General features: G+C 63.5%; 24 protein-coding genes and 1 tRNA gene. 7 read left to right on the top strand and 18 right to left on the bottom strand.

The features are described 5' to 3' along the window. The first annotated feature begins 104 nt into the window (after window positions 1–104). Window positions 105–260, top strand: coding sequence for an ATP-binding cassette domain-containing protein (locus tag P6U30_RS10170; protein ID WP_280973325.1), 156 nt, complete (start codon window positions 105–107; stop codon window positions 258–260). A gap of 1,154 nt (window positions 261–1,414) precedes the next feature. After that, entirely contained in the window at window positions 1,415–1,984 is a 570-nt protein-coding gene (locus tag P6U30_RS10165) for a YopT-type cysteine protease domain-containing protein (protein WP_280973326.1), read from the top strand. 540 nt (window positions 1,985–2,524) lie between these two features. Here P6U30_RS10165 and P6U30_RS10160 read toward each other — a convergent pair. The 9 genes from P6U30_RS10160 to P6U30_RS10120 all read right to left on the bottom strand — a co-directional run bounded on the left by P6U30_RS10160 (window position 2,525) and on the right by P6U30_RS10120 (window position 11,077). After that, complete coding sequence (locus P6U30_RS10160; RefSeq protein WP_280973327.1) at window positions 2,525–3,442, bottom strand: BTAD domain-containing putative transcriptional regulator; 918 nt, start codon at window positions 3,440–3,442, stop codon at window positions 2,525–2,527. Between the two features lie 4 nt (window positions 3,443–3,446). Further along, entirely contained in the window at window positions 3,447–4,172 is a 726-nt protein-coding gene (locus tag P6U30_RS10155; protein ID WP_407169084.1) for a TauD/TfdA family dioxygenase, read from the bottom strand. 325 nt (window positions 4,173–4,497) lie between these two features. Continuing rightward, window positions 4,498–5,505 (bottom strand): PLP-dependent aminotransferase family protein, encoded by a 1,008-nt coding sequence (locus P6U30_RS10150; protein WP_280990706.1) that lies wholly within the window; start codon window positions 5,503–5,505, stop codon window positions 4,498–4,500. A gap of 178 nt (window positions 5,506–5,683) precedes the next feature. Further along, window positions 5,684–6,802 carry an alpha-hydroxy acid oxidase gene (locus P6U30_RS10145; RefSeq protein ID WP_280973330.1) on the bottom strand — a complete coding sequence of 373 codons (1,119 nt, stop codon included), beginning with the start codon at window positions 6,800–6,802 and terminating at the stop codon, window positions 5,684–5,686. A gap of 5 nt (window positions 6,803–6,807) precedes the next feature. Continuing rightward, window positions 6,808–7,818: an amino acid--tRNA ligase-related protein gene (locus P6U30_RS10140; RefSeq protein WP_280973331.1), complete on the bottom strand. Its 1,011-nt coding sequence runs from the start codon at window positions 7,816–7,818 to the stop codon at window positions 6,808–6,810. A gap of 3 nt (window positions 7,819–7,821) precedes the next feature. Then, complete coding sequence (locus tag P6U30_RS10135) at window positions 7,822–8,835, bottom strand: hypothetical protein (RefSeq protein ID WP_280973332.1); 1,014 nt, start codon at window positions 8,833–8,835, stop codon at window positions 7,822–7,824. A 59-nt stretch (window positions 8,836–8,894) separates the two neighbouring features. Continuing rightward, complete coding sequence (aspS, locus tag P6U30_RS10130) at window positions 8,895–10,190, bottom strand: aspartate--tRNA(Asn) ligase (protein WP_280973334.1); 1,296 nt, start codon at window positions 10,188–10,190, stop codon at window positions 8,895–8,897. A gap of 76 nt (window positions 10,191–10,266) precedes the next feature. Continuing rightward, window positions 10,267–10,335: transfer RNA gene (locus tag P6U30_RS10125), tRNA-Thr, on the bottom strand. Window positions 10,336–10,708: 373 nt separating this feature from the next. Then, window positions 10,709–11,077, bottom strand: a complete 369-nt coding sequence (locus tag P6U30_RS10120) for a hypothetical protein (RefSeq protein WP_280973335.1) — start codon at window positions 11,075–11,077, stop codon at window positions 10,709–10,711. A 100-nt stretch (window positions 11,078–11,177) separates the two neighbouring features. On the opposite strand from P6U30_RS10120, the gene P6U30_RS10115 reads away from it, so the two are divergent. The 4 genes from P6U30_RS10115 (at window position 11,178) to P6U30_RS10100 (ending at window position 14,095) form a co-directional block, all read left to right on the top strand. Beyond that, on the top strand, window positions 11,178–11,462 hold the full coding sequence (locus tag P6U30_RS10115; RefSeq protein ID WP_280973336.1) for a hypothetical protein: 285 nt from the start codon (window positions 11,178–11,180) through the stop codon (window positions 11,460–11,462). 272 nt (window positions 11,463–11,734) lie between these two features. After that, window positions 11,735–12,127, top strand: coding sequence for a hypothetical protein (locus P6U30_RS10110; protein ID WP_407169083.1), 393 nt, complete (start codon window positions 11,735–11,737; stop codon window positions 12,125–12,127). A 925-nt stretch (window positions 12,128–13,052) separates the two neighbouring features. Then, window positions 13,053–13,490 carry a hypothetical protein gene (locus P6U30_RS10105; protein WP_407151084.1) on the top strand — a complete coding sequence of 146 codons (438 nt, stop codon included), beginning with the start codon at window positions 13,053–13,055 and terminating at the stop codon, window positions 13,488–13,490. 134 nt (window positions 13,491–13,624) lie between these two features. Then, window positions 13,625–14,095, top strand: a complete 471-nt coding sequence (locus tag P6U30_RS10100) for a hypothetical protein (protein WP_407169082.1) — start codon at window positions 13,625–13,627, stop codon at window positions 14,093–14,095. A 177-nt stretch (window positions 14,096–14,272) separates the two neighbouring features. Here P6U30_RS10100 and P6U30_RS10095 read toward each other — a convergent pair whose 3' ends face one another. Together P6U30_RS10095 and P6U30_RS10090 are read right to left on the bottom strand one after the other, a co-directional pair. Beyond that, on the bottom strand, window positions 14,273–14,416 hold the full coding sequence (locus tag P6U30_RS10095) for a hypothetical protein (RefSeq protein WP_407169081.1): 144 nt from the start codon (window positions 14,414–14,416) through the stop codon (window positions 14,273–14,275). Window positions 14,417–14,941: 525 nt separating this feature from the next. Then, the gene (locus tag P6U30_RS10090; RefSeq protein WP_407170412.1) at window positions 14,942–15,088 is read right to left on the bottom strand and encodes a hypothetical protein; all 147 of its coding nucleotides are present in this window, start codon (window positions 15,086–15,088) and stop codon (window positions 14,942–14,944) included. Window positions 15,089–15,462: 374 nt separating this feature from the next. Here P6U30_RS10090 and P6U30_RS10085 point away from each other — a divergent pair, with 374 nt between their 5' ends. After that, entirely contained in the window at window positions 15,463–15,645 is a 183-nt protein-coding gene (locus tag P6U30_RS10085; protein WP_280973343.1) for a hypothetical protein, read from the top strand. 13 nt (window positions 15,646–15,658) lie between these two features. Here the strand turns inward: P6U30_RS10085 and P6U30_RS10080 are convergent, their stop codons facing one another. The 7 genes from P6U30_RS10080 to P6U30_RS10050 form a co-directional block, all read right to left on the bottom strand. Next, window positions 15,659–15,997, bottom strand: a complete 339-nt coding sequence (locus tag P6U30_RS10080) for a GTP-binding protein (protein WP_407169080.1) — start codon at window positions 15,995–15,997, stop codon at window positions 15,659–15,661. Between the two features lie 270 nt (window positions 15,998–16,267). Beyond that, entirely contained in the window at window positions 16,268–17,170 is a 903-nt protein-coding gene (locus P6U30_RS10075) for a terpene synthase family protein (RefSeq protein ID WP_407169079.1), read from the bottom strand. Then, window positions 17,167–18,717 (bottom strand): hypothetical protein, encoded by a 1,551-nt coding sequence (locus P6U30_RS10070; protein WP_407169078.1) that lies wholly within the window; start codon window positions 18,715–18,717, stop codon window positions 17,167–17,169. The genes P6U30_RS10075 and P6U30_RS10070 overlap by 4 nt, the downstream gene beginning before the upstream one ends. 299 nt (window positions 18,718–19,016) lie before the next feature. Continuing rightward, window positions 19,017–20,015 carry a polyprenyl synthetase family protein gene (locus tag P6U30_RS10065; RefSeq protein WP_407170411.1) on the bottom strand — a complete coding sequence of 333 codons (999 nt, stop codon included), beginning with the start codon at window positions 20,013–20,015 and terminating at the stop codon, window positions 19,017–19,019. A 124-nt stretch (window positions 20,016–20,139) separates the two neighbouring features. Further along, window positions 20,140–21,483 (bottom strand): cytochrome P450, encoded by a 1,344-nt coding sequence (locus P6U30_RS10060; protein ID WP_407169077.1) that lies wholly within the window; start codon window positions 21,481–21,483, stop codon window positions 20,140–20,142. Then, a complete protein-coding gene (locus tag P6U30_RS10055; RefSeq protein WP_407151081.1) occupies window positions 21,483–22,328 on the bottom strand; it encodes an SDR family oxidoreductase in 846 nt (281 codons plus the stop codon). Before P6U30_RS10055 ends, P6U30_RS10060 begins: the two co-directional genes overlap by 1 nt. Beyond that, the gene (locus tag P6U30_RS10050; RefSeq protein WP_407151080.1) at window positions 22,315–23,913 is read right to left on the bottom strand and encodes a cytochrome P450; all 1,599 of its coding nucleotides are present in this window, start codon (window positions 23,911–23,913) and stop codon (window positions 22,315–22,317) included. The genes P6U30_RS10055 and P6U30_RS10050 overlap by 14 nt, the downstream gene beginning before the upstream one ends. Between the last annotated feature and the right edge of the window lie 51 nt (window positions 23,914–23,964).

The following is a 23,964-nucleotide window of genomic DNA, read 5'->3' as shown; positions in this document are numbered from 1 at the left end:
GCGACACTAGCGCAGTGGTCCAGTCCAACCATGGCACTCGCACCCTGACCGCTTGCGCCCATGTCGGGAAGAGCTTTACCAACTGTCATGACGCCGAACGCGTCGTGGCCGTCGACGATGTCCAGCTCGATGTTGCCGCGGCGGAATTCCTGGGGATCGTCGGCGCATCCGGCTCCGGCAAATCCACCTTGCTGTGGCTCGTCAACCGCCTGCTCGATCCGCAGCGGCCGCCTCATGCTGGAACGCAAGGACGTCCGTAACGTCGATCCGGTTCGCTCGCGCCGGCGCATGGGCTACGTGTTCCAGAGCGGTAGCTCCAACGCGCTGGCGTTGAGGATTTTGAAATCACCTAGCGCCAACCGAGGAGCAAGGATACGACAAGGACAGCGAGCACCGGCAACACTGGTACGACGATGTCGCAACAGAAGCCTAGCGGGTTACTTTCATTGGGTCGCTGGAGGGCTAAAGCGTGGATAATGAGCAGACTTATCTTTGCCCTTGCATAGAAGCCGCAGCGCCTTTGGGAGGCGCTGCGCTTTTCCGCCTGAGTTTGAGTGCCCCTCAGAAGGTGAAGGTCACGTATCGTGTCGGGCGCGCCATTTGCGCACAAAACCGCGAACATTTTCATTCTCGGTCTGTCTGCGGGCGGTGGCTGCTTGCGGGACATCCTTGCTGCCGATGATCCTGATGGCCTCGCCATCGACTGCATCGATGATCGAACGGACATAATCCCGGCGAGCGTTCGTCTCGCCGGTATCCAGCGATCATGAGTCTCGCCAACGCGCGACGGCATTGGTGGCGAAAGCCATAAGATGGTAAGAAAGTCCCCCCGGGACCAACCAGTGCCGACTGAAGTCCGGCTGCTCGCACCAGCTTGTTCAGGATCGCCATGGCGTCCCCGTCCCCGGCAGGGCATGCCGCGAGAGCATCGCAGCGATAGCCTGTCGGTGACGTTCCGGAATCTGGCAGCCTGCGCGCGGGAGGATCTGGCACAGCGCTCCGCCGCGCCACATCAGACATTGTCAGAAGTCCGACAAAGGACGTTTTTCAAGCCGGACGACAGCTGCCCGTCAGCTCGCCATCAGCTTGTCTGGGTATCCTCGCAGCAGGGCCTAAGCAGCCCGAATTGATGCGTAGATACTAGCGCAGCACAGAAAGGTGAATCGTCATGTATGATCGAATCAGTGGCTTATCCACACGCGTTAGACAAGCTGACGAACCGAGCCAGTCGGTGGATAGCGGCAGATTTACGAAGATAGTTGCAGATCTCGCGCCTCAGTGGAGCTCACAACCGGGGGAATTGCCTGACAAGATGGGAGCCTGCTGCAGCAAGCCACATACCTCGGATGCAAACGTTCACACTTCTAGCGCCTCCGACCCCAGTACATCCTCTTCAGAGAGTTCGGCCACCTCCTTGTTCGAGTACAGAACGGCCGGCCTGCGTGATGCGAATGTGGACGGCATCTGCGTTGGGCTGACTGCGGAATGGTTCCGCCATCTTAACAACAGCCCATCTACCCGAATGAGTGCGCTCACACCCGGATCGGGAACGCATGCCTCAGCGGCTGAACGGCAGCAGCAATATCAAACTCTCAAGGATTTGTTGCGGAGGAGGGGAGCAGGATCTTCTCAGGCCGACCTTCAGGCACAAAATACCATGTTGGAGGACGCAGGCTTGGAACCGGCTGGAGAAGAGAAGAGATTCGCATTCGGCAAGTCTTCGAACATCAAGCGGATGGTGAACGAAATCAACGAAGATGGATCAAATCATTTGCTCAGCTTGTATTTCGCCGAAGGCGGCGCACACACAGTGGCGACGTCGGCCTCGAATGGAAGGACCACGCTTTTCGATCCTAACTATGGAGAATTTACCGTTCGATCAGATCCGGACGAGATGGCTTCGTTATTCCAAAGCCTCGCTAATCGTTACAGGAATCCCAACGGGCAGCATTTGTCGACGATCACGACGCAAAGGATGCAGTGAGCTGGGCCTTTCAGGCCGCTGGTGATTGACGCCTCCTGTGAAGGCGCGGATGCGTCGGCCGTCGCTCGCGTTCGGTCGTGGCGTCGGGGCCAAATCTGCAGCGGATAGCTAGCTGCATGCCGGCTGGCGAGTGTGCCGGCATCGAAAGCGGGGGTGCCGGTCCTCGCGATCCGTGACGGCCGGCACAAATTGCAATTCTGTTTCGTTGACCAGCTGCGGTTGCTCTCAACTGACGTCGCCAAGAAGCAATTACCCCGGCGACAATGCCGTCCGCTTTCGAACCACGCGCTTGATCCAGTCCGACTGTGCGCAGGGTACTCCTTGTTTCATCCGTCGGAATGCTCGTAAGGCGGATATCGCTAGGTTGTCTGACGAAGCAGACTTCATATTGCGCAAGGGGCATACCGATTGGAGCACTGCGAATCGCACCGATCGATTTGTGAAAGCGAGCGAAGTAGGGAGCTCATGCCTCGCGACGATGGCGACAGGCACGGCATTGCATTGAACTCCGCTTCAGCGGCATCTATTGGACCCGACATCTCACCGTACCGGGCGTTTGGCGTACCCGAAGAAGCTGCGCTTTATCGCGCCGACGTCAATCTCGAAGCTGATAGGATTCGGCGGATCCGACGTGAGCCCCCGCAGCAGGTCGACCATTTCGGCAGAGGGTGCAATGCCGAATTCACGGCGCAGCACCAGTGCGAGCGCGCGGAAAGTCTTTACGGCGTGCGATCGGTTGCCCATTTGCGAAGCGATCTTCATAGCAAGCGCCGTAGTCTCCTCATCGCCAATGTCAACCTTCATCGCGCGCTCGCACCAATAGAGGGCGCTCCTGCGGTCGTTCTCGTTGAGGCAGGCGAGGATGAGGAACTTCAGCGCCGACAGATATTTCGAGCGCAGGCTTTCCCGCTCCTCAATGATCCAGCTTTCGTCGAGGTCGGGCAACAGATCTTCCCTGTAGAGCTCGACAACGCGCTGCACCCTCAGCAAGTCGGCGGCGAGTATCTCCGGGTGCGAACAGCAATCGTCGAAGACGGTCTCAAATTCGTTGGCATCGATATGCAGAAAGGAACGTCGGGGCAGGCTGACGAAATTGCCGAAGGATTGAATCAGTCTCGCAGGCACGGCCGGGTGTGCGGAATGCAGCAACTGGTTGATCCGGAACAGTGCTACGCGAACGTTGCGTCGCGCCTGCTCGCCGGGCATGCGTCCCCAATATAGTCCCGCGAGGCGATCACGCGGAATCTCGCTGCCCGACCGGCGCGCCAGATACGCCAGGATCGCCGCCAGCCGCGCCGAGATGTCGACGCGGTTGCCGCCGACGCCCAGGCTGAAGGTGCCGAATAGACGGATGTTGATGGCCGGGATCGCGCTTTCGCTGGGGCATTCCTGGGGAGTGGTGACCTGAAGTCTCGAAACCGATGCTAGGCGTAGCTTCACGGGAGCTTCTGCACGCATGGCTTTACCTCCAACAATATGGGAAATGCTCTCGCGCACGAACGGCAGACGTACCACCTTCGGCACCGTAGATGCGCAGGAGCCAGCGGTCGCGGCCGTCCCAGCGCGGTTGGAAATCGGGACGCATGTGCAAAGTCCGCCAGTTGTCCAGGATGACGATATCGCCGGTCTCGATCGGGAGGTGGTGGACCAGCCTCCTGTCGGCCAACGCGCGCGCCATGACTTCCAGTGATGCACATGCGGCAGCCGTTGTCCCGCGACAAAGGGCCTGGTTGTAGCGGGAGTAGAAGCCGCCTTTGCCGTCCCGCACCAGGATTGGCACCGAGCGGGCCTCGGTTCGATCGCGGAATGAATCGGGAGCGCCCACCACGAACTGCGGCTGCAGTAGCGCCTCAACTGTCGCCGGATCGAGACTCGCGAGAACATCGACCAGCCTTACGAATGTAATCGGGATCGACGGCGAATCATGGATGACGGCCCAGCACAGCCACCGCGGCGCCGGCGACCTGACGGCGTTGCGCTCGTCGCCGATAGCGCGATAGGCGCCATCGGCATGCCACAGCAACTCCTTTGCCCAACCTTGCGAACTTGCCTCGCCGGTCGCGGCAAGACGCGGGCAGACGTGACGAACGATGCGGCCGTCGTTCTCGCAATCGTAGGAGAATGCCTGCAGACCTAGCACGGCCATCACACCGACCACATTGGCCAGCGTCAGGCGCAGCGACGACATGTCAGGATCGCCTTCATAAGGTGTCGGAGGCGATATCGGATCCCTCGGAAGCCCGCGCAGGTGGATCACATCATCGCGCTGCAAGGCGGTTGCGATCTCTCCGATCTGCGATTGCCCAAGCATTCGTTGCAACCTGGCCGCGGCGCCGCTTTCCCAGCGCTTGGGATCGCGATCGGGATCCGCCTCCATGAACGCTTCATGCGCCGTACCCGCGTTGCGGAGCGATGGGTGCAACAGCAAGGGCAGTGAGGCTGCGTTCGCGCGCGGCTCGCAGTAAACCGCCAAGTGACCGCCCAACGCCCCTGCTGTGCGACACTCGAGTTCGCTACCCAGTAAACTTGCCATTGGAAGCCTCCAAGTCCGCGCCTCGCGAACGCTGCCGTCCGTTTGCCAGGATGTTCTGCAGGATCTCGAGGCCGGATCTGAAATCGCCCGGGTCGAGCGCGTGAAACGGCAGACGCAGGAACAGCGTCCCGCTTCCCGGCTGCCCCTCGGATGGGAAGAACGCGGAGCCTGGTGTCATGATCACACCGGCCGTCGATGCACTGGCGATGAAAGCGGGCTCCGAAAGATCGGAATTCACGGTAATGCCGAGGAAGTAGCCACCCTGTGGCAGGCACATGCAGTCGCGGCCGAAGATCTCGGAGGCACCGCCGATCGCCGCCGCCCATTTCGGCCGGATCAGGTCGCACACCCGCACGATATTCCGTTCGACCAAGCCGGCGCGGAAGCACTCCGCTGCAATCGACTGGCAGATCGGGGCGGGCGACAGGTAGGTGTCGGTCGCCAGCTCGGCGAGTTGTCGCATGAGGGCCCCCGAGCCGATCGCGTAGCCGATCCGCAATCCGGGGCTCAGCGTCTTGCTCAGGGAGCCGATTGTGACGACACGGGCGCGTCCCGCAATATCCTTGAACAGCGGCTGGGCAACACCTTCGAAGCGCAGTTCGCGATAGGGCGTGTCCTCGATGACGAGAACGTCGAACTCGGCGGCCAAGTCCAAGATCTGCCGACGTTTGACAAGACTCGTGGTAATTCCGGCCGGATTCTGGAAGTCCGGGATCAGGTAGAGCGCTGCCGCTCGAAGGCGCTTCATCTGCTCAGCCAACATCGCAATGTCGATGCCGTCGCCCTGCAGGGGAACGCCGACTACCCGTGCGCCGTGCCGGCCGAAGATGCGTATCGAACGGTCATAGGTCGGTTGCTCGACCAAGACCGTGCTACGCTCGGGCTTGACGAGTATTGCGGCGAGTAGGTCGAGCACCTGGAGCGAGCCGTTTCCAATGAAGACCTCATCCGGGCTCACCCGGTTTGCCTCGCCGATGGCGGCGCGCAACACGCGGTCGCCGAGATATCCGTTCGAAGGCGCGTACTGGAAGAGCTGCTGCGGCGGCCGGTCGACGAGACTGCGCGCGATGACACCGAGCTCCTCCGAAGGAATTGCCTCAGATGGCGGCACGCCTCGCGTGAAATAGATGGGCGACGACGCGGGGTTTCGAAACAAACTGGCCGAACTACGCATAGCTATGTACCTCCATGGATCTGTAGCCGGACCAGAAGCGCGGCGAATACGCGGGACGCACGATCGACGCGTCGATGGCGTCAATACCCGGCAGATTCAACTGTTGAAGGGTGCCCCTGAGCTCGGCCGCAAGCAGCGCCAGCACAGCTGCCACACCCTGTTCGCCGGCCAGATGAAGGCCCCACAGATAGGGGCGGCCGATGCACACGGCGCGTGCACCTAGCGCAAGCGCCTTCACGACGTCGCTTCCGCAGCGGACGCCTCCGTCGAGTAGGAGCAGAAACTGGCCGGGTACCGCAGGCGCGATGTCGGCGAGGGCATTCAGCGTCCCGCTTGCCGCCTCGAGCTGACGTCCTCCGTGATTGGAGATGACGATGCCGTCAGCGCCGGTTTCGACGGCCCGCCGTGCATCGTCCGGATGCAGAACGCCCTTGAGCAGGATCGGGATCCGCGTCAGGCGGCGCAGCCACTCGACATCCTTCCAGGTCAGCGGCAATCGGGCGATCCTCGCATGGCCCGCGCCCGGTTTGCCTTCGACACCGATGCTGCGCATGATGCCGAAGTCGACGAATGCCGGCGTCACGAATCCTGCGCGTTCGGTGCCGAGGCGGCGCGCGGCAAAATGTGCATCCATGGTGACGACGAGAGCTTCTGCACCATGCTGCTCCGCCATCCTGACGAGGCGTTCGACATGTTCGCGCGATTGGTAGGCGTAAAGCTGGAGCCACCAGGCGCCGCCGGCGGCCGCGGCAATCTGGTCCATCCCGAAATGGCTGTCGGTGCTGACGACCATGAGTGTTCCGGCGGCTCTGGCAGCGCGCGCGCAGGCGAGCTCGGCGTCTTCATGAAAGAGGCGTTGCGGACTGGTCGGCGCCAGCAACACGGGCATCGTTAGGATGCGGCCGAAAAGCCTGCGGCTGGTTGCCGGCGAGGAGCAATCCTCCGTCGCTATGCGCGGCACGAGGCTGACCTGGCCAAAAGCATCGCTATTGGCGCGGACCGCGCCACCGTTGCCCGCGCCGCCGGCTAGGTACGCCCAGTACTGCGGCGCCATTAATGCCTCCGCCGCTCGTTCGAAATCCGCCACTTCGAGCGCCCGCGCGATATCCATGGCCGTTACTCCGCAGCGGCTGCAAACCGGGGGACGATCTTGGCGTTCGGCCCCTGGTCGTGCGCCACCCGCAAATCGAGAATGCTTTCAGCCCCGGCGCAGTAGCGAACGAGGCGTTCGAGGCCGAAGCCGAGGCCGCCGGTCTGGATGGCAGTGCGACGTTTCCAGTCGGCGTAGTGCGGATGCGGTTCCTCACCGAGAGTGCGCGCCTGGGCGAGAATCGCGTCCGCGGAGTCCGGACGCAGACCACCGGTTGCGACCTCGCCATATCCGTGCGGCAGGATCAGATCGTAGGTGGCAAACAGCCCGTTCGGAGTCCGGAGATACAATGAGTCCCGAACACCCTCCGGATACTCGGTCAGCCAGAACGGTGCATCGGCCGCATTGGACAATGCGGTCTCCTCGGAATGGGTGAGATCGCCGGCCGCATGAGGATTGCTTGCGCCTCCGACATGTTGGACCCGCTGTCGCGCCGCGGCGAACGGCAGTCGCTCATATGGCACCCGGCCGAGCTGGGCGATCCGGCGCTCGGCTTCCTCCGGCAATTCGCCGCGGGCGCGGCGCCGTGCCAACAGATCCGTGGAGAAATCCTGCAGCAGGGTCTCGATGGCGGTGTAGACATCATCGGCATCAGTCGTCTTCCACTCGATCTCGACCTGGAAGAAGCTGTAAAGATGCCGCCGGGAAATGTCCTCACCGGCCATCAACAGGCGAACGCAAGGCGCCACGCAGTACACGCGATCAAGGTATTCCAGCGACAGCTGCTTCTCGACGCAATGGCTAACCGGGAGATAGTAGAACTCCGCGCCTCGGACGACGACGCCGTCAGGACCCTTGGACACCTGCGGCCGTGTTCGGTCGCCAAGGACCGCGATGCTGTGCCTCGCTCCGGGTTCGTAACGGTCGGACAGGATGGCGGGAAGGATCTCGTCGAACTTGCCGCGGCTGAGCGAGTGACGCAGCGAAGCGAGCACGTCCGCGGTCCACGTGTAGGCAGCATCAAATTCGGTCGACATCATCTAGCTCCATGGTTGGGATGTTGCGGAAAGAGCGGAGGCGTCGGCCTCGAGGCAACCGGCATGGCTCAGGGCTGCATGCAGCGCTGCGCGAGCCGCCGAAGCGACGTCGCGGCGGAGAAACGGGCTGGAATCAAGCATGCGCCGCGACAGCGCATGGACATATCGAAGCAAGGGCGCAGGATCGAGCCGCTCCGCCGCTTGATCCAGAGCAACCCCGAGCAGGTCGAGTTCGATCGCAAGTTCGGCAGGATCGTCGCCGCCAGCCTTCTTGTGGATTTGAATCCCTGGCGGCCCGTCTACCCGTCCGGTCAAGGCGCTTACGATCGACATGCAGGCCGCGACGTCGCTCTGAATGCGCTGCAGGCTGATCCGTACGTGATCCAGACGCGGCACGCGACCAACAATGAAGGCGAGCGCGAGATCCGCCTCGCGCTCGAGCGTGCGGCTGCCCGCATCGTCGGCGCGACGTGCGATGGATCGAATGGCAAGCAACACGTCATCCGGCGTGACCACGCCGGCGTTGCTTGCCTTCATGGCGCCATTTTCGACATCGACCGGTGCAACCGCAATGAGCCCAGCGTCGTCGCGCCGGCCTGCCCCCACGGTGAGAGGTCTGGAAGGAGAGTTGCCGCTCGAGCCTACGTCGAGCGGGACCAGGCGTCGCACCGCGCGGCCGACATGCAGAACGCGCCAATCGTGCAACGTCCTGACGTCGCTCCATGCTGGAGGGACGGTGTGCACCGCGGACGAGGTGACCGCGAAGGCGGCGGCGTCGCCCGGTAGAACTGACGAGCTCAGCAACCATTCATCGTCCGGTCGGACATAGACGCAGGTTGGCGCTGCAATCGCGCCGGCGATCCAGTGCTGCCGGGTCAGCCAGCCATGCATTTCGCGGCACAATTGTCTCGACCGCTCTGGGGTGGTGGCGACAGGCTGTATGCGGATCGCGCGGCAGCCAAGGGGTGATCGCGCAGCAACACCGACGGCCAACGGGAGATCGAAGCGCGCCGCCACGTGCGCGGCCAGTGCCCTTTGGATCGGACCTCTCCTGTTCGCGAGCGGACTTTGAGCCGTCATGGCATCAAGCCCTCCGGTCCGCGGAAGACGAACGAGACATCGGCGATGGAGGAACAGCCGAGGAGCATGAACAGGAAACGATCGATGCCCACGCCAAAGCCGCCATGTGGCGGGCAGCCGTGCCGGAACATCGTCAGGTAGAACGGAGCCAGATAGCGGGCTCGCGTTTCCTCGTCGATGCCAGCAGTCTCGATTTGCGTCGCTAGATTGCCGAAGCGATGCTCGCGCTGACATCCCGAGGTGATCTCCACGCCGCGCCAGAGCAGATCGAAGCTGCGGCTCGCCTTGCGCGAGCCATCGTCGCGCATCGTGTAGAAAGGCCGGTCGTCCGCCGGATAATCGGTGATAAACACGAAGTCGGAGCCAGTACGCTGGCTCAGCTTCTTGCAAATGATTTGCTCGTCCTGAGGCGACAGTCGATCGGTGCGGAGCGCGAGTGAACCGTTGCGCGCTATCGACAGCGCCTCTTCGAACGAGATGCGCGGAATCGGCGCATCGATGCGGCTCACCGGTATTTCGAACTGGCGCTCGATATCGTGACCATGGAGCCGCGCGAGTTCCTCCAGTAGTCCGCAAAGCAGGCTCTCCTCGACGTCCATCAGGTCGTGATGCGAGGAGATCCAGGACAGTTCGACGTCGAGACAGGAAAATTCGGCCGCGTGCCGGTTTGTCTGCGACGGCTCTGCGCGGAAGACCGGACCGATCTCGAACACGCGGCCAAACCCGGCAGCCATCGCCATTTGCATGTAGAACTGGGGGGACTGCACGAGGCAGGCGGGTTCTCCGAAAAAACTGAGATTGAACACAGCCGCTCCCGACTCGCTTCCAGCGGCGGTGATCTTCGGTGTTTGGATCTCGCGATACCCCTGCTCTAGCAGCGTCCCGCGCAGCACATTGAGCAGCGTGGTTCGGACCGCGCAAATAAGTTGCTCACGCGGTTCACGCATCGTCAGGAACCGCATTGCGGGAGACCTAGCTGATGCTTCGCGGAGCGCGCATGGCTCGGCTACGGTGAGCACCGCAATACCTAACGCCTCGAGTTCGATCTCCTCGCCGCGCCCGGCCTTAATGATGCCGTTGACACGAATCGCGCTGTTGCGGGTCAGTGAGTGGACTTCTTCCAGCAAATCCTGTCGCTTGCATACGATCTGGATCGCGCCGGTACGGTCGCGGAGCGACAGGAAGGTGACCTTCGGGTATCGCCTAATATCCGCGAGAAAGCCGTGGAGGGTAACAGTCTCTCCAACGAGTGCCCGGCAGCCCGCAATCTCGAGCGGGTGCGGCGCTTCCACATATGGCGTCCTCGACTTTACTCTCGGGACAGACATCCTCGTCGACTCCACAGCCAGTGGCGAACTACGTCGATGTTGGCACGCCCAGCGGGACTCGAACCCGCATCTACGGTTTACAAGACCGTGGCTCTTGGAGACTTGGCGTCGAAATAGGCTTCGAGTCTTCCAGCATTGCGCCGCGCCAGCTGCGAGTTCCCTCAACGATGACTTCGATACCCAGCTAGCATGGGTGGGGCCCAGTCATCGAAAGCTGGCCAAATTGTTGAAGCGACCCGAATGTTCTTGCCTCGTCTCGTTTCCATTGAGCTATGGGCGTATAGTTCCAGAGCATTGATCTTCGCGGCGAAACTTCCGCAACTGGTGGAGTTCGCCTTTGTTAGGCGATAACGGTGCAACCTTGGCGCGGTGATGCACCGTTCGACTTGTTCTTGAGTCGATCCATCGGCGCTCGGATCGATCTCGTCTGTTGCGCCTTGGCCTGTCGATAACGGCTGATCGATCCGCCGCGGCTAAGATGACTAGCGACGAATCGCAGCTGTCACAGCTTCCGATGTCAGGGCTTCGGACACGCGGGTCGGCAACATGCCCGCCAGTGTGTTTGACATCTCTGTAGCGAGTGTCAGAGCCAGCTCAGGCAGCTTGGCCATTGTGGCCAACGCCTGTGTCAGCGCCTGTGTCAACGCCTGTGTGAAGCCCTGTGTCATGGATTGTGTAACGCTGGCTGTAACGCTCTGTGTCACGGACGCTGTCTGCAAGACGGATGTCAAAGCCAGTGTCGCGCTCTTTGTCGCCGAGGCTGTCACGTCTCTTGTGACGGCTTCTGTCATCACTTGTGTGACGGACTTGGCGGAAAGAATATCAATCGCACTCTTGATCGCTTCTGCCATCTTATTCACCTCCTTTCGTTACAAAGTCTTGCAACGGGCAAATACCGACATTCCGGTATCTCATTCGCAAGCGTGGGCAGGATATCGTGGACTTGATTCGATGCCGTTTCAGATATGTTTCTGGCGCGCTGAAAATCGAACATTCATCGTCTCGCGATTCATCTGTGCATACGCCGCGTATCGCGCGGCGAAATTCGCCGGCTCACCACCTGCGCTTTCTCAAATGGATCGAGCCGGCGCTCGCGACCCGGACGATGATGCCGGATCAATCAAAACCGAGCGCGATCGCTCGAACACGATTGGCGATCCGGACTCTTCAATCACCTCAGCTCAAAACCGTAACTGCAATCCTCAAAAAATTCTGCGTCATTCGAAAGACAGCTAGCACGAAATGAAGGCAACCAAGATACACGCGAAATGCGTGATGCTCAATCTAAAATTGCCATGTCGCCATTCAGGTCCTGACCAAGCCGGGTTGGATCGGCCGCAAGAAGGCCTGCAGCGCAGCGGTGTGGGGGGAGAAGCGCGGTTTCCGGACAACGATAATCGAAAGCAGATTCGTCGAGGGCACGAAACGTTCGACCGAAGAGTCGGGCTTGGCGTCGGAGTGGACAACTGGCGGCGCGGCACGCCGCGGCGGGTTCGAACTTCAACCTCGTGCTCGATGCCGGCCTCGGCGCCACGCCTTCGGAGATTTTCGACATTCGCACCCACGGCTTTCCGGGGACGCGCTCGCCGAAGCAGGCGTGGCCCGAACCCGACTCCCGACCGGAAATGCCTCTCGACCCGCCCCTTCAGGAGCTCGTCGATGCTGGTCGCATCGATCGATGCGCCGCCGTCACCATCGCCGGCCGCAGCCTTGCAGTGCCTTCGACCGCGGCCGCCGCGGCCGCGATCCAGGTGGCACAGGCTTGCCAGGCCGTGCGCGACGGCGGCTTCTTCGATCTGGCCGATGTGACGCTGGTCAATTGTCGTCGTGCGACAGGCCGTCGGCACGCGTTGGCCAGGCCGGGAATCCTGCCTTTCCTGCAGGCCAGGAGCGAATACTGATCGCATGGCGGTGACGGAAATACATCGATGCAGCGCGAGGCTTCGAATGCGGGAGTGCGGCGTGCCGCGAAGCGATGTTTTCGTTCAGCCCGCCGGCGGCACGAACTCGGCCGGGACGCGTCCTGCGGGCACCGAGGCCAAGACCGCGCCGGAGCCGGAGGAACACCAGAAAGTTGGAGGGGTCGCTCAGGGTGTCGGTCGACTTCCTTGGCGAGGATTCCGAGAGGATCGCCGAGATCCTGAAGGGTGCGAGCGCGAAGACCGTTCGGACGAAGTGAGCCGAGCCAGGCCAGACTGTCCCAAGCCGCTCTTTCAGGCGCAGTCTCGCTGCCCCGGCCGTGCGTCTGGGTTGGCGATCAGAGCAGGGTCGACACGAGCACAGTCCAGTGGTACAAGCGTCGCACTTGGCGCAGAGGCAAGTGGCTGTTTTTGCTGCAGTTTGACGGATCGTCCCCCAATCCTTTCCTGGGCACCATCGCTCCGCGATGTTGTTGGTTTCGCTGAAGTCCTTGTTATTCAAGGGTGATCGACCGTCTCAACTGGTACACAGAGACGGTACACAATGCTTCTGCGAATGGCCTCTCCGAACTGCCGCGACGGCTCATCCGTTCATTACCTCCGAAAGCGCGTTCCCGCTGATCTGATCGACAAGGCGGTCGGCTTGGTGCTGCGCGTCCCCGTGGGGAATGAGAAATGCGGCGGTGCAGGTCGGCCGCACCGCTACAATCAAGGTGTCGCTACGGACCCACGATCCTCGGGAAGCCAAAGCGAGGCAAGCCAAGGCGCTCAGTGGGGCTGCGCAAGAGCACGCAAAGACTGCTGCGGCAAAGCGGTGGCTTCCTTGGCTGTGCGCTTACGGCGGCGCTCGGATTGGCGAGATGGCACAGCTCCGGCGCGAGACGTTCGCCGCGAGGGTGATCACTGGGTGGCGACGATCACGCCAGAGGCTGGCCCGGTGAAGAACAAGGAGGCGCGGGAGGTGCCGCTGCATCCCCATCTCATCGAGTTGGGCTTCATCGAGTTCGTTACGTCGTCGGCCAAAGGCTATCTATTCCTGACTGTCGCCAAGAATGCGGAAGTGCAGGGTAAGCTGCGGGCATTGAAGAACCGGCTCGGGGAGTTCGTGCGGGGTATCGTCTCCGATAAGCGTGTCGCACCGAACCACGGCTGGCGGCATCGCTTCAGCACAAAGAGCCGAAAGCATGGACTGGATCAGGAAAAGCGACGCATGATCACCGACCACGCTGGCGAGCGTGTAGACGAGCGAGTATACGGCGATCCCGCAGGTCTGTACGCCGAGGTTTGCAAGCTGCGGCGCTACCAAATAGCCCAAGAATCGCGCATTCTTGACGCGGCTGAGTAAACGCCCGAAGTGATCAAGTCATGAGTTCGGTGGACAACCAGAACACGTCCGCCAATTCCCTTGTATGCCCGCCCAAGTTGCGATCTGCTCCCGTTCCCGTGCGATTGTAGCTCGTCATTTTGAGGTAATTTGCGATGGATATCGACCTTCCCGGCGTGGGCTGCGGTTTCGACGATCTTCCGCTCGGCGGGTTCTTCATGGCGAGGCGCAGTGAACCAGTCTTCGGGATGTGCGTCACTGACGGCCACACCAAGAGCGCGATCGTATTCTCCTCTGAAAAGCACGGCCGACCCGTATCGCTCGCGGTCGGTGGCTTGCCGAATGACCTGATCGTCAGCTTCCCTCGGGCCGTGATGAGAGGCGATCTCTCCAGCATAGCAGACAACCAGTCTGTCCCTGGAGCAATCATCAGTGCTGCCGGCGAGTTCTACATGCGTGCTTACCTGAACTTGGGCGACTACTACACTTTCAATTTTCGTAGCGGCGCGTTGGAGAGGCCGCCAGCGCATGCGAGAGCCCTTGTGTTTGCCGGCTGGCGTGTAGGCTTTTTGACGGACGGCAAGTTCGATCCGATTTTCACCTTTCCATTCCAACCGAGAAACTGACCGATGACTGAGAAGAAGCCACAGATACCGACACCGTCACCCGCACAGAGGAACCACACCTCCGAAACGATCAAGAAGAACTTCGTTCCGCAAACCGGACGTGAAGTGCAGGGCAACCACATTCCGACTACTAACGAGAGGCCAAGCACACCGCCGCCGAGCCCGAAGAAGAAGTGATCACTTCTTTCGGCGTCTGAAGTCAATCATCATGATCTGATCGGCGGGGATGTAGGTCACCTCATCTCCCCACTCCTTGTCGATCAGTCCGGTGCATGGCTCGAAGTCCTCGTCGCTTGGGCTCTTGATGTGGGTGACGTACATTAGAACGTCGCCCTTAGCGCCGAGAACGCACGGTCCGTTCGGACACTCGGTGAAGACGTTCAGGTCCTCGCATTTGACCCAAGAGCCATCCTTGAGTTTGACCGAAAGTTGCGTAGCGTAGGTCTTTGCTCGCCATCCAAGCGCTCGGAAGATCGTCCGAAAGACTAACCTGCGATCTTCGCAATAGGCGCTCGAACGTTGCTCTGCCGAACAGGCTCCACGACGCCCCGATCACGAGAGCGGCCCCAAAGGCGAAGACCGAAGCCGCCAACAGGTCGGCACCGTATCGTCTGCGGCAGACCGCATACGCGAACGCCGAGAAGAACCCGAATACGAGGGTCGAAAAGGCCACGTCGATGGGTTTGTGGTGATCCCTCACGCCTACATTGGCGATGTAGTACGCAGCATACCCGCTCGCGAGGGTTACAAGTGTCGCCCACGGCAAGTTCACCAGCTTCACTACATCATCCATGGCCCACCCCCTCATGCACCGACGCGGAAAACACTGATCGGGCCTGAAAAGTACTATAGCCGCAGACCGGCCGGTCGCCCAGCCCAGCTCGTGAGAGCAGCCTCAGCCGATGCAGGATCAGCTTTGATACGATAGATCGCCTGACGGCTCAGTCCGGTGCTCCTTGCAATCTCTCCAATCCGTGCGCTCCGGCTGAGCATGTCCGAAACAAGGCTCAGTTGATCGCGCGTGTAGCTGGGCTTGCGCCCCCGGTACTTCGTCTCACCTGCTGTCGCCTTCGCGAGGGCGATGCCGCCGCGTTGTGCCTCTTTGATGGCCTCGGCATTGGCCTGTGCATGCCTCAACCGTCCGAAAATTTGCTATCTAGACACCTGATGCGGGATTTCTCGACCGTCGCATCATCTCGTTCGTAAAACAGGAGGAGATAGAGGATATTCTTGCCGATTTCCGCGATTAGCTACTTCCGTTCGTCGACATCGACATAGAAAATTGGAAAGACAATTATTCTTCGCGCGAGACCCCGGGCGACTACTTTGAACCGTTCAGGAGCGCACTGTCGGCGTTCAAAACCGCAATGGCGGACGACCTGGACGTGGTTTCCCGCGTCGAGCGCGTTCTTGCAGCCGTCGACGAGGCGATCACTACTCTCGAGACCCGGGGATCGGAAGAACCCGATTACGGCGACTATTACAATCGAAGCAGCGGAGAAGTCGCGACTCCAAGTTCTCGTTCGATCTTCGATGATGTCGACACTTAGAACGGCATCAAGGTCACGCCGAATTGGTGAAGTCGTTCTCGCGCTTCCGTTCAACCTTCCGAGCCTCGCCGCCCGCGAAAAGTACGCGGCGTGTGTCAGCTTTAAGACGTCGTATCGCCATGGCCTTCTGAAGGATCGGTTCCTTAGTCCCGCCCTTCACACGGTCATGACAGGCCCGTCTTCTAACCACGAGGCAGCTCTTATGGGTTGATGTTTCGATGCGTCGTTCGACCGTTGCGAGGCCGCACGCATCGACGAGGTCGACCTTGTTGACGAGAATGATGTCGGCGAAGGCAAGTTGTTCCTGCGCTTCCGGCGCGAGCGCGGCACTTAGAGGCAGGCATTCACACACAGGCGTTTGTCGGCCGCACTGCGTCCGGGACCGCTCTCCTTGCAAAAGGAGCCACCCCCCGCCACTGCGCATTCGTCAGCTCGTGTCGCTTCGCCATGCCGGCGGCGATCGTGCCCGGCGCGTGCTCTGATCCAGCACGATGTCCAGATGGTGGTCCTTGCGCCGGCTCAGGGCGGTCTCGCTCATGCTCGCTCCATACGTCGCATCGGGCGACGGCGCTGCGTCGGATCGGACAGACGGCAGCGCGCGCATGCCGCCGCCTGCCGGCGTTCAGGCCGGCGCACGCTCGCCTTCCCCCGCAGCGTCGCTGCGGTAGCGGCCGGTCGAGGTCTGGTAATATTGCGCGCGGATGGCCGCCATGGCCTCGATCAACGATCCCCACGGCGCGGGAAAGCATTCTTCCGCCATCATCCGGTGCAGCATGCGCGTATGACCGGCCAGCTCGTCGTTGAGGAACTCCATCACTGGCATAGCCGGATAGCGCTGCAATAGCAGGATCGCCGCGTTGCCAGCCTCGCCGGCCGACCTGTCCTTGTCGCGTCCATGCAGATCGTTCTGCAGGCGCCCTATCGCGCAAATGAGCCGCAGGACCTGGCGAAACGCCGGACGCGCGCGCAAGGTCGCCATGTCCAGCCCCCACAGCAACGACAGGCAACAGAGCACGTTCGCGTAGCCGATCGAATCGATGCCGTTGTGCAGGTACTCGGCGTACGACCAGCGTTCCGCCCCTGCCGCCTGCGCGCGTCCGGCGCGCAGCGCCGCGCAGTAGCACCGGGTATCGTCGAGAAGCTGAGCATAGTCGCGACGATCGTAGGCGAGCGCGGCGAGCGAAGCGCGCAGCACAGCGCACTCCTCGAATCCGGGGAGCGCGCACGGCACGCCCTGCCCCAGCGCCTGCTCGACCGCGGCGAGCTGCTCCGGCGCGATCAGGCCGAGGTCGTTGCAATCGTCGAGCCAGAACAAAAGCGCCAGTTCGCGATAGAACGTCACGATCAGCGTTTCGTCCTGCGGATCGCGGCCGGTGCGGGCGCTGGTGTCGCGCAGGCTCGACTGGATGCGCTGCAGGATGTACTGGCCACCCCTGACCGCTTCCACGGCGTGCTCGTCGGCGAACCCGGTCAGGGAACGGCCCCACTCCAGCACCTGCTGCAGCGCGCGTTCGGTCTTCATCATGGCGCCGCTCCTGCTCCTTCGGCGAGGACGCGCCGCTCCCAACGAAGCGCCAGCCACAAGCCGGCGAGTTCGGCCACGCGCACGATCCGGGTGGGGCAATACAGTTCCTTGCCGATCCACAGCGGCGTCTGCGGCAATGCATGCGCCGCGTGGCGGGCGAGCATCCACTCCAGCGCACGCGCCACCGCCTGCGCGATGCGCCGGCGGCCTGTCGGCTCTTCGCTCCCGTCCATCACATTCAACGCGAACAGCGCATAGGCGGTTTCCTCGAATGTGGACGCGCGACCGGCGCCCCAGCCGCCGTCGACGCGCTGCGCCTGCAGCAGCGTCGCCAGCGCGCGCTCGTCGCGCCACTGGGGCTTGCCTTGCGCCAGCGCAGCGACCGCATGCGCGGTGGGATACAGCCACGAAACGTGCCATTTTTCGTTGTCCCATAGACCGTGCGGATTGCGATTGGCCTCGACATAGGCGCTGGTGCCCGCGGCGGGCTTTCCCAACAGTCGCAACGCATGCAGGGCATGGATGTTGGTCGACACCGAGGCATTGCGCTCGCCGGGGAACGTGACGAACACCTCGCCGCTTTCGAAATGGCGCAAGGCATCGACCGCCGGGTCGCGGCCTGCAAGGCGCAGGACGCACAACGCAACGGCGGTGTCGTCCGCATCGGCCGCGAAGTGTAAGGCCGGGCCGAGACCGCGCACGCCCAGGCGGGCGTCGAGCTGCGCGACGATCACGCGCACCGCCTCGGCGAGCGCGGGATGCGCGAACAGCCCGGCCAGATGCAGGGTGTACAGCGACCAGCATGGCTCGAACACATTGATCGGCCAGACATTGGGAACGACACCCTCGATGCCGCTGCGCGTCGCCCGCGATGCCGCCTGCAGATAGGCGTCGGCGCGCCCGACCTGCGGCGTACTCCCCTGTGCCACGGCGCGCGCACGCCACGCTGCAGTGGCCGCCGGACTGATGCCGATGCTGCCGTCCTCATCCGGGCATGCGGTGCTCGGTGACGTCCCCCATGCTTCCCAGGAGTGCAGCAACGGATGGCCGCTCGGCAACCTCGCCTCCGCCCCAAGCTTGGCGAGGCGCGCTTGCCGCAACGGCAACAGCGCAGAGTGGCGCGGAAACGCCTGGCCGCCCCGCAAGGATGAGGCCTCGCCGCAAAACTGCGGCAGGATCAGCTCCGCGCCGATTGGCGCATCTTCCGGCACCGCATGCGCGTAGGGATCGGGCTGGCGCTGGAGGAACCAGGTTGCAGCCTTAACCGCGTCGGCGGCGCCGGGAAGAGGATCGGCACGTTGCAATGCCAGCAACGCCGCCCACGTGGGCGCATGGCGGAACAGCGGGAAGTCCGCGCTTCCCCATCCGCCGTCATCCTGTTGCTGCGCGATGAGCCACGCGTATGCATCCTGCCGATCGGCGACGGTGCCGTGGAACCGCAGCGCTCGCGCCGTATCGTAGACGGATGGACCGACCCTGCCGCCATCGCTCATTTCGCTCAGCAGGCGGCGCAATTCCGAAAGGATCTGTTCGGACAGCGCGTTCACGCGGGATGTTCCTTCTGCAAACGGTTGACGAGAGCCGGGATCGGGCAGACGCCGCGCATGTCGCCGCAGGGCCCTCGCATAGGCAGCGCCGGACGGCCGCCCTGCTCCGGCGCGGCGAGGCGCCCGATGCTGGCACCGGTCCGCCGCATAGGCTTGCGCGCAGCGCGCCGCGTGGGCCCGGAGGGCCATGCTGGGCAACCGCTTCGATCGGCGCGGCGGACTCGGACACAGTGCAGCATGCACCGCTGCCGCCAGCCGATCGCCGCGGCACAGGGGCGTCTCCATGCGGACGGGCGCGCTCATGTGCATGGCGCGTGCTTGAACAGATACGCCTGGGCCCGCTGTAAGATTTGCGCCAACCGTTCCGCACCCGGCCCCAGCGGCGCGATGGCCTCCCCGGCATCGCGCAACAGATCCAGCGCGAACTGGCGTGCGGCCTTAACTCCCATGATCGACGCGCAGGTCGGCTTCTGCGCCGCCGCGTCCTTGCCGGGGGTCTTGCCCAGCGTCGCGGTATCCGCTGTCACGTCGAGAATGTCGTCGATCACCTGCAAGGCCAGGCCGAAACAGGCGCTGTAGCGATCGAGCGCACAGTACAGCGCAGCGTGCGCGGCATCCGCCGCGACAGCGCACAGCGCGCCCATGCGAACGGACGCGCGCACGAGCGCTCCGCTCTTCATCCGGTGCATCGCCACGATCCTGTCCAGCTCGACGTGCTTTCCAACCAGCGACAGATCCATGGCCTGCCCGCCTGCGGCACCCTCGGCGGACACCGCCTGCGCCAGTTCGCGCACGAGCGCGATACGGTTGTCGCCCGGCGCATCCAGGCTCGCCAGGGTCAGGAAGGCGTGCGCCTGCAGCGCATCGCCGACCAGGATCGCAGTAGCTTCGCCGAACTTGACGTGCACGGTCGGAAGGCCGCGGCGAAGCACGTCGTCGTCCATCGCGGGCAGGTCGTCGTGGACCAGGGTACAGGCGTGCATCATCTCGATGGCGGCGCCGACGTCGTCGAGCATGTGCGCCGGCGCGTCGGCCAGTGCGCCGGCAGCCAGACAGAGCAAGGCGCGGGTGCGCTTGCCGCCATGCAAGGTGGCGTAGCGCATCGCCGCCATCAGTTCGGTCTCACCACCATGTTCGGCGCAGAGAAGACGCGCCAGCACCTGTTCGACCCGCTTTGCGCCGTCCTGCATCCAGATTTCGGGCAGCAGCCCGGTGGATGCGCCGCGCGCCTGCGCACCCAATCCGCCGAGCGCGGAATCACCAGTTCTGTCGTCCTGTGGCGTCGAACCGGTCTGCATCATGTCCTTGTCCCTGACAGGCGAGCCGCCGCGGTGTTGTCGGCGTCACACCGCGCACGCCGAGTGCAGCAATGCCGCGCATCGCCGGCGCCGCTGCCTCGCCAGAGGGCATTGCGATGCCAGCTCATGAGAATCCGACGCGGATAGTCATGGACGGATGCGCCGTCGGGTAATAGCGCCGGCCTTTTTCGGCGTCGCTCAGCAACCGCGGCCGCGCCCCGGCCTCGTGCATGGTCAGCGCCAAGGTGATGCTGAACTGCACCAGTTCCAGCCATGCCAGGTGGTAGCCGATGCACAGGTGTGGGCCGGCACCGAACTGCAGCATGTCCACCGGCCGGATCGGCTCGGTGCGTTGCAGCCATCGCGCCAGGCGAAACTGATCAGGCTCATCGTGCAGCAGCGCCGAGGTCGAGAAATGCAGAATCGGGATGCACAGATCGGTGCCCGTGGGAATGCGCCGGTGGCCGAGTTGCAATTCACGCCGTGCACGACGCACCAGGAGCGGCGTCGCCGGATGCACGCGCAGCGTCTCGCGGAACAGCGCCTCGGCGACCGGATACTGCGCCAGGTCCGCGTGCCGGGTCGGCACCGTGCCCACGCGTTGCGCCTCCTCGACCAGGGCGTCCCACAGGACAGGCTGCCGCGCCAGCTCGATCACCATCCAGGCCATCGTCGAGGCGGTGGTGTCGTGACCACCAAGCAACAGCAAGCGGATATTGGCGACCAGGACGTCGTCGGAGAGCGCATCGTCGCTGCGATCGAAGGCACTCACCATGTCGGTGATCAATCCGGTGCGCGCGGCATGTTCGCGCGCGTCGCGGACGAACTCACGCAACCGCGCATCGATCCAGTCGCGGGCGGCGCGGCCGCGCCGCAAGGGCAGTCCGGGCAGGTCGACCGGGGGCGCGACGATCAACTGCAGCAGTTGCCGGTACTTGCGACGCCATCCCGGCAGATCCTGCGCGGTGATTCCCATGAGGCTGAAGATGAGCTTGAGCATCAGATCGCCGGTTTCGCGCAGGATGGTTACGTCGCCGCGGTCGCGCCACCTCTGCACCCGCGCCTGGATGACAGGTGCGAGCAGCTCGCCGATGCCGGCCTGGGTCAGCCCCGTGGGCAGGAACGGCGCCTGGATCGCATCGCGCGCCTGCCGGTGCGCGCCGCCGTCCTGGGCGACCAACGTTCCGCCAAACAATTCGGGCGCGATGTCTTCGATCAGCGCCGAGGACACGTCCTTGTGGCGGAGCACTGCGAACGCATCCGGATCCAGACAGGTCATCAGCTGTCCGGCTGGGCCGAAATCAAGCCAGAAGTGGCTGCCCAGCGTCCGTTCCGCGCGCCGGAGCAGGCGCGGCAAGTCGCAGACGATGGCGGGAAGATGCCCGACCAGGGGGAAAGCGCCGGGCAGGACGGGGATGTCGTGCCGCAGCCGATGCCGGCGGTTCAGCGGGTTGAGCAGCATGTCCATCAGCAGCGCGGCGAGGCGGCCGCTTCGGCGGTCTCGCCGGAAGGCCGCGCGGCGCGGCTGTTGCCACCGTCGGCGTATGTCGGCACATGTGCCAGCATGCCGCCGTCGATGCACACGACCTGGCCGGTGATGAACGCAGCATCGTCGGAGAGCAGGAACGCCACCAGCGCGGATACGTCCTCGGGGCGGCCGACGCGCGGCAGGAGCTGGTGCCGGCGCAGATGCCGTTGCATGCACTCGTCCAGCTTGGCGAGGAGACGCTCGGTCATGATGAGACCCGGCGCAACCGCGTTGCAGCGGATCTGCGCATGACCGTACTGGGTGGCGAGCGAGGTCGATAGCATGTTCATCGCCGCCTTCGACGCGGCGTAGGACGTCTGCGCAGTGTCACCGCTAAGCCCCTGGCACGACGACATGTTGACGATCGCGCCACCGCCGCGGGCGATCATGCGTGGGATGGCCTGCCGGCAGCAGAGCAACGTGCCGCGCAGATTGGTCGCCATGGTCTGATCCCAGACCGCCAGATCCAGGTCGAGGATTGCGCGGTCGCGCGGGGTCAGATGCATGGCGCTCGCGTTGTTCACCAATAGGTCGACCCCACCGAAGTGCCGCTCCGCCCTCTCGAACAGCGCTGCCACCGCCTGCGCATCAGCGATGTCGATGGCGAGAGCCAGCGCGTGGCCCGCTTCGGTCGCAATCTGCGCGGTGCAGGCGGTGGCCGCCGAGCCATCGATGTCGGCGACCACAACTCTGCCGCCCTCGCGCGCGATGGCGAGGGCGCATGCCTTGCCGATGCCGGCGCCGGCGCCGGTCACCACGGCCACCTTGCCTTCAAATCGTCCCATCATGTCCTTCCAGATTGCGTTGGTCTCTCGCGGCATGCCGCTCGGCCTTCGTCGGAGAAGGCGCATTGTTGGCGCTGGCGCGCTCGTCATCGCCAGCATCGCTTTCGATGACCCGAATGGCGGCGACCGGGCACTGGCTGGCTGCGAGCCGCACGGCGGCGTGCAGCGCCTGCGGGACTGTCGCCCCGCGCACTTCGGCCACGCCGTCCGATTCGCGCTGGCGAAAGGTGCCCGGCAGCGTCAGCACGCACTGCCCGCTGGTTCCGCACAGATCCTGGTCGACCATGACGCGCATCTCAGCCCCCTGCGCACGCAGCCGCACCGGCAGCGCGCGGAACGTCCTAAGGAACGCGGAGGGCTCCCGCGTCGGCTGCTCGGCCAATGCCAGCGTGGGGAAGCGCGCCTGAATTTGCGGCAAGCTCTCGGCCAACTGCACTCGGGCCAGTTGCGCACCGAGGCAGAAGTGGATGCCGTGGCCGAAGCTCAGCATGATCTTCCCGTCGGTCGACATGCCAGGACTGGTGCCGTAGAACCGCGCGGGATCGAAGCGGTCGGGATCGGCGAAAGCGTCCGGGTCACGATTGCCGGACGCGATCAGCACGCGCACGTCCGCGTTCTTCGGGATCACCACGCCGCCCAGTTCGATGTCGCGCTGGGCGATACGCGGAATGGAGCTGAACATGGCGGGCGCGTCGCAGCGCAGGACTTCTTCGACGAACGCCTTCACCCCCACGGCGTCTCCCTGCAGCCAGTGTCGCTGTTCGGGATACGCCAGCATCGCCAGGACCGCATGGTCGATGGTCGCAGCAGTGGTGGCGAAGCCGCCCAGCAGCATGCCCCACAACATGCTGATCAACTCCGCATCCGACAGCATGTCGGCATCATCGTCGTGTGTGCCGACCAGCATCGACACGATGTCGTGGCGGGGATCGGTGCGCTTGTGCTGTATGAGGCCGCCGAAGTAGGCCTTCACCCTGGCACTGGCCGCGTCCGCCGCGGCGAGCTGGGGATCGCTGGCGTGCGGGCTCAGGCCTTCCAGAATGGCGCCGATGCCGGCGGCGAGGGCGAACATGTCGTCCTGGGGCATGCCGAACAGTTCGGCGAAGACCAGCATGGGCAAGGCCAGCGCGAATTCCCGATGCAGGTCCACTGCCTCCCCGCGCTCCAGCGCGGGCGCCATGCCATCCAGGCGCGCTGAGACGATGCGCGCGATGCTCGGCCGCAGGTTGTCGATCTGGCCCATGGTGAAATCGCGTGAGATCAGCCGGCGCAGACGCGTATGCGTCGGTGGGTCCTGCATCGCTAGCGTGGAGGCCAGCAGATTGAGCGACAGGCTGGTCGCCGCACGCGGGAAATAGCGCGCCAGTTCGCCCGGCGCCGGTCCCCGAAACGCATCGCCCGTTGCCTTGAGCGCCCAGTAGATGTCGGCGTGGCGGCTCAACAGAAAGAGGCCCGACGCCGCGCGATGCACCGGATCGTGCTCGCGCAACCACCGCATGAATGGATAGGGGTCCTGGATGCGCGCCGGCGACGCCAGTTCGGCGAAGGCGTCGGCGCATGCTGCCGTGGTTTCTTGCACGTCCATCTTGGTTATCTGTTGGCTGGCTGGTCTGACCGGCGCACGGCAGGCGCGCCG

Origin of the sequence: Bradyrhizobium sp. ORS 111 (genome assembly GCF_045571485.1) — a bacterium.
Taxonomy (GTDB): Bacteria; Pseudomonadota; Alphaproteobacteria; order Rhizobiales; family Xanthobacteraceae; genus Bradyrhizobium.
This window is presented reverse-complemented; position numbering and strand designations above follow the sequence as displayed.

Excerpts from the sequence above, each read along its gene's own strand:
- P6U30_RS10160 (WP_280973327.1), bottom strand. The coding sequence starts at position 3,442 with ATGCGTGCAGAAGCTCCCGTGAAGCTACGCCTAGCATCGGTTTCGAGA.
- P6U30_RS10155 (WP_407169084.1), bottom strand. The coding sequence starts at position 4,172 with ATGTCGTCGCTGCGCCTGACGCTGGCCAATGTGGTCGGTGTGATGGCC.
- P6U30_RS10145 (WP_280973330.1), bottom strand. The coding sequence starts at position 6,802 with ATGGATATCGCGCGGGCGCTCGAAGTGGCGGATTTCGAACGAGCGGCG.
- P6U30_RS10140 (WP_280973331.1), bottom strand. The coding sequence starts at position 7,818 with ATGTCGACCGAATTTGATGCTGCCTACACGTGGACCGCGGACGTGCTC.
- P6U30_RS10120 (WP_280973335.1), bottom strand. The coding sequence starts at position 11,077 with ATGGCAGAAGCGATCAAGAGTGCGATTGATATTCTTTCCGCCAAGTCC.
- P6U30_RS10115 (WP_280973336.1), top strand. The coding sequence starts at position 11,178 with ATGCCGTTTCAGATATGTTTCTGGCGCGCTGAAAATCGAACATTCATC.
- P6U30_RS10100 (WP_407169082.1), top strand. The coding sequence starts at position 13,625 with ATGGATATCGACCTTCCCGGCGTGGGCTGCGGTTTCGACGATCTTCCG.
- P6U30_RS10095 (WP_407169081.1), bottom strand. The coding sequence starts at position 14,416 with ATGTACGTCACCCACATCAAGAGCCCAAGCGACGAGGACTTCGAGCCA.
- P6U30_RS10090 (WP_407170412.1), bottom strand. The coding sequence starts at position 15,088 with ATGCTCAGCCGGAGCGCACGGATTGGAGAGATTGCAAGGAGCACCGGA.
- P6U30_RS10085 (WP_280973343.1), top strand. The coding sequence starts at position 15,463 with ATGGCGGACGACCTGGACGTGGTTTCCCGCGTCGAGCGCGTTCTTGCA.
- P6U30_RS10075 (WP_407169079.1), bottom strand. The coding sequence starts at position 17,170 with ATGATGAAGACCGAACGCGCGCTGCAGCAGGTGCTGGAGTGGGGCCGT.
- P6U30_RS10065 (WP_407170411.1), bottom strand. The coding sequence starts at position 20,015 with ATGCAGACCGGTTCGACGCCACAGGACGACAGAACTGGTGATTCCGCG.
- P6U30_RS10060 (WP_407169077.1), bottom strand. The coding sequence starts at position 21,483 with ATGGACATGCTGCTCAACCCGCTGAACCGCCGGCATCGGCTGCGGCAC.
- P6U30_RS10055 (WP_407151081.1), bottom strand. The coding sequence starts at position 22,328 with ATGGGACGATTTGAAGGCAAGGTGGCCGTGGTGACCGGCGCCGGCGCC.
- P6U30_RS10050 (WP_407151080.1), bottom strand. The coding sequence starts at position 23,913 with ATGGACGTGCAAGAAACCACGGCAGCATGCGCCGACGCCTTCGCCGAA.